Genomic DNA, 7,324 nt, shown 5'->3' on the forward strand with positions numbered 1-7,324 from the left:
TGCTCTTCATGTTTTAAAACTGATTTAACTATGAATGCAAGTCGATGCATTCACAATGTAAGTCAATGCATTCACAATGTAAGTCGATACATTCGCAATGTAAGTCAATGCATTCACAATGCAAGTCAATGCATTCACAATGTAAGTCGATACATTCGCAATGCAAGTCGATACATTCGCAATAGACCTTTTGTTTAAGATTGTGTCCAGCTAATTTAGTTATAATTCTCGATATATCCCCTCCGCTCCTCCGATCCTCCCTTTGGGCGATCGCAATCTTTCTACAGCAGCTTATCTAATGTAATTGGCAAATCGCGGATGCGCTTGCCTGTGGCATGATAAACAGCGTTTTGCATATCTAATGCCGCCGCCACCGATGTCATTGCAAAGGCATAAGAGGCGCGATCGCGGACTTTCAAATAATGCGATCGCGCTGCAAATGGGGAAGCTGGCAAATCCACTGCCACAATTAATTCACCGTGTTGCAAAACTGTCTCTTTTTCTGGTGTATTCCCCGGTACGAGATGAAAATCAACCAGCGGAATACTGCGCTCTCCATTGGGGCCGCGTGTTTGCACCACTGCATCAAGTGCTACCATTGCTACAGCCATATCAGAAGGATGAGTGGCAATACAGCGATCGCTTCCCCCAAGAATTGCATGGATGCGGTTGTAGCCCTCAATTGCCGGACAGCCGGAACCGGGAACGCGTTTATTACAAGGAAACGCAGTGTCACGGAAGTAGTAACAGCGGGTACGTTGTAGCAAATTTCCGCCCACCGTCGCCATGTTTCGTAGTTGCGGTGATGCCCCAGACAGTAACGCCTCTGAGAGTACGGGGTAACGCTTTTGAATGATTGCATCGTAAGCCACATCGCTATTGCGTGCCATTGCCCCAATTCGCACGCCGTTGCCCTGCATTTCTATCTTGGCAAGGGGCAGTGTGTTAATATCAACCAACTCTGTTGGTGTCTGTACATTCAGCTTCATCAAATCGATTAAGCTAGTACCGCCAGCAAGATAAGAAGCTGCGGCATCTGGAGCCACCAACGCCACAGCATTGTCCGCTTGTCCCACTTTTTTATAATTAAACGGCTGCATCTTTTTTTCCTTCTAAGACATCGCGCACAGCATCCACAATATTGGGATAAGCACCGCAACGACAGATATTGCCGCTCATCAGTTCTTTAATGTCGGCATCTGACTTAGCGTGTCCTTCATTGACTAAACCCACCGCCGAGCAAATTTGTCCCGGCGTGCAGTAACCGCACTGAAACGCATCGTGGGCAACAAACGCAGCTTGCATAGGGTGGAGATTATCTCCTTGCGCCAAACCTTCGATAGTTGTAATTTTTGCGTCAGCGTGCATAATGGCAAAAGTTCAGACACGAGTTAACCTGCCGCCCATCAATTAGTACCATACAAGCACCGCATTGACCGTGGTCGCAGCCTTTTTTAGAACCAGTCAAATTTAGACGCTCGCGCAGCAAGTCAAGTAGCGTGACTTAGACGCTCGCGCAGCAAGTCAAGTAGCGTGACAGGGGGTTCGATTTTCAGCGCGTGTTCCACGCCATTGATTTGCAATTTGACATCAACAACACTATTAGCAGCAGGTGATTTTGCTGATTGGAGATTAGACTGAGGCTTTGGTTGAGCTTGGGTCTTTCTTACAAGACTCTCCAGCGCAGGCCCCAGACTACTAGCGATCGCCAGCAAGCCAAACCGTCGGCGTTTAAACCTCAGCCTCATATCTATAAATTTTGAGATTTTTAAGTGCAGATTGCATAGTAAAAAAATTTTCCTCGGAAAATACCTATCCGCAGGTTGAAGTTATTTGAGTACAAAGTATGAGTAGTTATAACCAAAGAGGGTTATCAAAAGTGAAATAATTGGTATTACTTGAAGTAACATCAATTCGTAATTCGTAATACCCTTCTCCTGAAGGAGACGCTACGCGAACGGGAAGCCGCGCAGAGCGCGTCTACGTAATTCGTAATTAAGAAAGTCCCATTTAGTCTAGGTTCTTGGGTTTGGATATGTATCGTTATTTTTGGTAAATTGTATCAGCTAATGCATAATCAGCGTTGATACTTGATGCAATTTTGTTTGATAAACCTTCACTAATCGGTCGATACCTTTGAAACGGTAATCCCCCATTTCTCGGAAATCTGAGGGTTGTGAAAGCATTTGATGGGTTGCTTCACTAATGACGCATTCACCGGGAGGACAAACTGCTTCCATACGAGCAGCAAGATTAATCGTAGCTCCTAATGCTGTATAGTCTACTCTTTGAAGGCTACCAACATCTCCCACGACAGCTTTACCACTATTAATGGCAATACGTAATTGTAGGGGTTCTTGCCAAAAACCATTGGCGTTGAGACGTTCGAGACGGGTGAGCATTCCTTTAGCAGCGGTGGTGGCGCGATCGGCGTGATCTATTTGCAGTTCGGGAGCGCCAAAAAATGCCATAATACAATCGCCAATATACTTATCTAAAGTGCCGCCACAGGCAAACACTTCTTGCAACATCTCTTCAAATAAATTATTTAATAATTGGGCGATCGCAGTTGGTGTTAACCGTTCGGAAATCGCTGTAAAACCTACCAAATCTGCAAACAAAATACTAATTTCGCTTTCTGCGGGGGCTAAACGACCATCTGGTAAACCACCCACAGCTATTAACTGCTGGACGACAGATGGAGAATGATAGCGTTCTAGTCGGTGACGAATTACCTCTTCAGTTTTGAGTTTCTCAGCTAGCAACCAACGTTGGACGCTAGAAGCCACCAGATTTGCTAAAGCCGAAAAAAAGCTGAGTTCTTCCTCACCCTCATTTTCCCAATGGACAGAAGAAAGATGAGCATCGGCGTAAAGAACCCCTACAACTTTATTTTCATCCCATAAAGGAACGGCCATAGCGCTGCGAATGCCTTTGACTAAAATACTGTGTTCTCCAGCAAATCTTTCATCCTTTTGGGTATCAGCAGTTTGAATGGCAACTTTTTCCTCAAATACTTTTTGACAGATACTACGACTAATCCAATTGCCATCTGCTGCTATGTATTTCTGTTCAAAAATGTTTCTCGTACCAGCATTCATCAACTCTAAGTGACCGCCTCCACCAACATCAATTAATAATGCCAAACGGTCAATACTATTGAGGTAACGAAAAACAACTTCTTGCACCTGCGAAAAAATTTCTTCTATGGATGCTGCTGCACAGAGATTTTTCGCGATGTCTACTAAGTCTTTCAGACGCGCGATAGTTTTATCTTTATCACTGGTTTCACCATCCTTGCTATCGGCTGCTATCCATTGCTGTTGCAGTTGTTTGACGTTACGAAAAATCGTTCTTTGCTCTGAAACTGCCGTAGCATCCGTATACTTAGTCATCACCTGTGCAGCAGAATTGGCAAACTGCACTACCAGATTCGCATTTCCCAGCCAAATAATATCGCCATGATGTAATTTCTGGGGGCCGTTCACAAGATTTTGATTTACTTGCGTCCCGTTTTTACTACCCAAATCCTGAATTGTCCACACATCATTAGCCATTTTCATCAGCCTAGCATGTTGACGAGAAACTCCTCCAAAAGGTAGGTATAAGTCACATTCCGGCAGACGACCAATCGTGAATTCATCTTTATTCACGGACACCGTTGATTCGGTGTCTCCCTGTTGTAAGCGTAATGTGAGTTCTGTCATGAGTGTGATTATGTCTATCCTGGGGGCTGGGGATGCAAGCATTTTTAAGTAAGGAAAACGCCAAGGGTTAACCTTTACCCTTTCTTTATGGCACTGCTAACGGCATTGCGACAACTGCATGTAGTAAATATCACCTATAAATTATATACAAATATTAAAGAAGCGAGCTTGGAGCGAAGAATGGTAAATGTCCCTTAAAAATAAGAATTTTTGCTTTCATAATCTGTTGCAGCACATTGGTGCGTTATTAACTCAAGCCAAAGATGAGAGTGTGAAGTCTATATTAGACTTAGCACTCAGACAATTAAGATATGGCGATTATCAGGCAGTACGAAAATATTTAATAGATGCTGGCTATGCCGAATTAGCTTCACAGGTTGCGAATCCACCCTCGATTAAAGAGTGCATAGTTGACAATAAAACAAAGGATTGAATTAACCTTTTGTGTAGATGCGATCGCCTGATAATAAGTTCAACTAGGAGGTAATTCTAAAGGTAACGTACCTAACATACCTTTGCGAAAATCTGTTAAAAGTTGCCTAGCCGTTCTTTCGACATCGCCTTTGTAACGATGTTCTGCTAAAGCATGTAAGTATGCTTCTCCAGTGTTAGTTGTGGAGTCAAGGTCGTAACGCGATTGTAGCGGTTGTTGTGGCAGTAGATCGCTTGCTGTAACTTGGAGTTCGTTAAGTAAATCTACGAAGGCTGATGCTACTAATTGATTATCGTAAGATGCTTGACCAATATCGTCACAAATCGCTAATTTCAAGGCGGCATCTTGATTTTCCAACTTAGCAGGGATGACACCAGGAGCATCTAGTAATTCCAACTGTTCGGAAATTCTGACCCAACGTAAGGAACGAGTTACTCCCGGACGGGCGGCACTTTCGACCACGCGTCGCCCCAACAGCCGGTTAATTAAAGCTGATTTGCCAACATTGGGAAAACCAATGACTACAGCCCGGACTGGACGCGGTAACATACCGCGATCGCGTCTGCGTTGATTGAGTTCCACCCCAGCGGCTTGGGCTGCTTTGGAAATTGCGATTACGCCTTGACCTTGTTTTGCATTGGTAAAATAAGGCACTTCTCCCTGACTTTTAAACCAATCTATCCAAAGCGATCGCACTTGGGGAGTAATCATATCTAACCGATTTAACACTAACACTCGCGTCTTATTTCCCACCCACTCACTCATTTGGGGATGGTGTGTCGCCAAAGGAATTCGCGCGTCTCGTACCTCCAGTACCACATCTACCCGTGAAAGCTGTTCTTTGAGGTTCTTCTCTGCTTTGGCAATATGACCTGGATACCATTGGATCAGGTTTAATTTATAGTTATTAGTTAGCGAACTACGCAAAATCAATGCCTCCAAGATATTAAGTAAGTTAAAAGTCAAAAGTTAAAAGAACGAAACCGAGTCTCAGTAAGGAATTTAGCTACATGAATTATGCAAATTAAATGTGGAACAGTTTAGCTTTTTAAAATGCTTGTTTAATGCAAAAGAGCAATTAGCAGTAGTTTAGGCTTTATGTTAAGCATTTTTATACTTAATATTATTCAGTTAACATGCTCAACTGATACTCATTCTTTATTATCACCTCTACTCCCTACTATCCTTTGTCTCTGGATGAAAGCTCAAGATGACCCTCCTGAATTCTGCCGTCTTGCCATCCATAAAGCACTAGATAAAGACAGGGGAAAATAGACCATCGAAATTATAGATCCTAAGCTGAGAGACAGTAATAATTTCTGTATCAAAAACTTGACCAAAAAAAACAAAGCATTTTACTCTTTTGGAAAGTGTATTGAAATTCATCAATGCCATCTCTCCAGAACCTTGAAAATTAAATTCCGCGTTTCAAATTGAAGCTAAAAGTGTTTCTTTTTACCTTTCACACGCAAATTTTTCGCGGGGGTAGGGCGATCGCGGAAATGCTCATTCTTTCGTTGACCCCCGCGAATCGCTTGTGGTGCAAAGGTTTGAGTAGGGTATACCTGTTGCTCATTGTCAATAATTTAGGCTTATTGACAGGTAAATTAGACCCCCCGCTAAAATGACCCCTTCAAACCTAATTATAGTAAGGGTTCTAAAAGGGTAGGGTTTTAAATTCACTTCCCCTCACGGGGATGGAAACATCGGCAAAGCTGAAAGAACGTGGACGGCTGTACACCGGTTTTAAATTCACTTCCCCTCACGGGGATGGAAACAAGTCCTATGGATACTTAGGAAAGCTTATAAGTCTCCAGTTTTAAATTCACTTCCCCTCACGGGGATGGAAACACGAAATTCCCACCGCGCTGGTTGATCTTCGCCACCATAGGTTTTAAATTCACTTCCCCTCACGGGGATGGAAACAAGGCTATGTTCATCCAAAAGATGGGTGAACGTGGCAGTTTTAAATTCACTTCCCCTCACGGGGATGGAAACTGTACAGCATACCATACGCCACTAGCAGCTGCTAAGGCAGTTTTAAATTCACTTCCCCTCACGGGGATGGAAACAACCTGTAATAGCCATGAACTTCGCCGTTTTTTTGAAGAGTTTTAAATTCACTTCCCCTCACGGGGATGGAAACAATTGCAGAAAGACCAGCAAAAGCAGACCAATCATGAGGTTTTAAATTCACTTCCCCTCACGGGGATGGAAACTACTTGGCAAACATTCTGAGCATGTGCCTAGTGCCGCCAAAGTTTTAAATTCACTTCCCCTCACGGGGATGGAAACTTTAAGAGTTTTGCCCAAACGTCCCAGCTTTCCAAGACGTTTTAAATTCACTTCCCCTCACGGGGATGGAAACAATGGTAGTTCAAAACAAAATCCTTTGAAATGAAACTAAATAGTTTTAAATTCACTTCCCCTCACGGGGATGGAAACCCTTTAGAATTGTATAATCGGAAAACATTTCGTCTGTTAAAAGTTTTAAATTCACTTCCCCTCACGGGGATGGAAACTTTTGAAGGCCGTGGGAATTTTTGTACCTTACCAGAAATGTTTTAAATTCACTTCCCCTCACGGGGATGGAAACTTCCAAGTCATCTGTGATTCTGGGGGCAATCTGAAGTTTTAAATTCACTTCCCCTCACGGGGATGGAAACTCGAAGTAATCATTGAGTAAAACGACGCTTCCCCATGTTTTAAATTCACTTCCCCTCACGGGGATGGAAACCGTTAATACTCGCTGGCCAGCATGATGGTCAGCATTCTGGTTTTAAATTCACTTCCCCTCACGGGGATGGGTGCGACTATCGGTTGCACGACGAGAGTGAGTATCTCAGAAATACTCCTGGCGAGTGTCAATGCCAGTACCCGCCCAAAGGGGCATTACGGGTAACTGTAATGTCTCATAGCTAGAGGGTAAAATGCGCGACATCAGCAAGCCGCATAGTTAGGTGAAGTGCTAGGGTAAAACTAGACAGGGTTAACAGATGTGAATCCTTGCAGAGGCATCGTGAAGAGGAATTACCGAAAACGGCTGAGACGGTAAAAGGGGTAAAGTGATTCTGCCCAATCCTCAGAATCAGGGACACCAGAAACCCCCGGTGTATAGAGGGAACCCAAGCTAGTTGTATCTTTCGCGTGTGATACGTAGGAACCCCAATGGGGTCTTTTGAAC

The 7,324-nt window shown here is 43.7% G+C and carries 7 protein-coding genes and 1 CRISPR repeat array; of the genes, 1 reads left to right on the forward strand and 6 read right to left on the reverse strand.

Going from position 1 to position 7,324, the window contains the following annotated elements; genetic code table 11:
* Positions 1-281: 281 nt before the first annotated feature.
* From I8752_RS14155 to I8752_RS14165, 5 genes are all read right to left on the reverse strand, one after another.
* Positions 282-1,100, reverse strand: a complete 819-nt coding sequence (locus I8752_RS14155) for an FAD binding domain-containing protein (RefSeq protein ID WP_318780844.1) — start codon at positions 1,098-1,100, stop codon at positions 282-284.
* Positions 1,087-1,368, reverse strand: a complete 282-nt coding sequence (locus tag I8752_RS38380) for a (2Fe-2S)-binding protein (protein ID WP_318780845.1) — start codon at positions 1,366-1,368, stop codon at positions 1,087-1,089. The genes I8752_RS14155 and I8752_RS38380 overlap by 14 nt, the downstream gene beginning before the upstream one ends.
* A complete protein-coding gene (locus I8752_RS38385) occupies positions 1,358-1,489 on the reverse strand; it encodes a 2Fe-2S iron-sulfur cluster-binding protein (RefSeq protein ID WP_318780846.1) in 132 nt (43 codons plus the stop codon). The genes I8752_RS38380 and I8752_RS38385 overlap by 11 nt, the downstream gene beginning before the upstream one ends.
* Before the next feature lies 1 nt (position 1,490).
* Positions 1,491-1,748: a CoxS/CutS family dehydrogenase iron-sulfur subunit gene (locus tag I8752_RS38390; RefSeq protein ID WP_318780847.1), complete on the reverse strand. Its 258-nt coding sequence runs from the start codon at positions 1,746-1,748 to the stop codon at positions 1,491-1,493.
* Between the two features lie 318 nt (positions 1,749-2,066).
* Positions 2,067-3,707: an adenylate/guanylate cyclase domain-containing protein gene (locus tag I8752_RS14165; RefSeq protein WP_214432959.1), complete on the reverse strand. Its 1,641-nt coding sequence runs from the start codon at positions 3,705-3,707 to the stop codon at positions 2,067-2,069.
* Between the two features lie 187 nt (positions 3,708-3,894).
* On the opposite strand from I8752_RS14165, the gene I8752_RS14170 reads away from it, so the two are divergent.
* Positions 3,895-4,140: a hypothetical protein gene (locus I8752_RS14170; RefSeq protein WP_214432960.1), complete on the forward strand. Its 246-nt coding sequence runs from the start codon at positions 3,895-3,897 to the stop codon at positions 4,138-4,140.
* A 39-nt stretch (positions 4,141-4,179) separates the two neighbouring features.
* Here the strand turns inward: I8752_RS14170 and ylqF are convergent, their stop codons facing one another.
* Positions 4,180-5,067 carry a ribosome biogenesis GTPase YlqF gene (gene ylqF / locus I8752_RS14175; protein ID WP_214432961.1) on the reverse strand — a complete coding sequence of 296 codons (888 nt, stop codon included), beginning with the start codon at positions 5,065-5,067 and terminating at the stop codon, positions 4,180-4,182.
* Between the two features lie 743 nt (positions 5,068-5,810).
* Positions 5,811-6,951: a CRISPR direct-repeat array (repeat unit 35 nt; unit sequence GTTTTAAATTCACTTCCCCTCACGGGGATGGAAAC).
* Positions 6,952-7,324 lie beyond the last annotated feature (373 nt).

Source organism: Dendronalium phyllosphericum CENA369 (genome assembly GCF_016056275.1).
GTDB lineage: Bacteria > Cyanobacteriota > Cyanobacteriia > Cyanobacteriales > Nostocaceae > Dendronalium > Dendronalium phyllosphericum.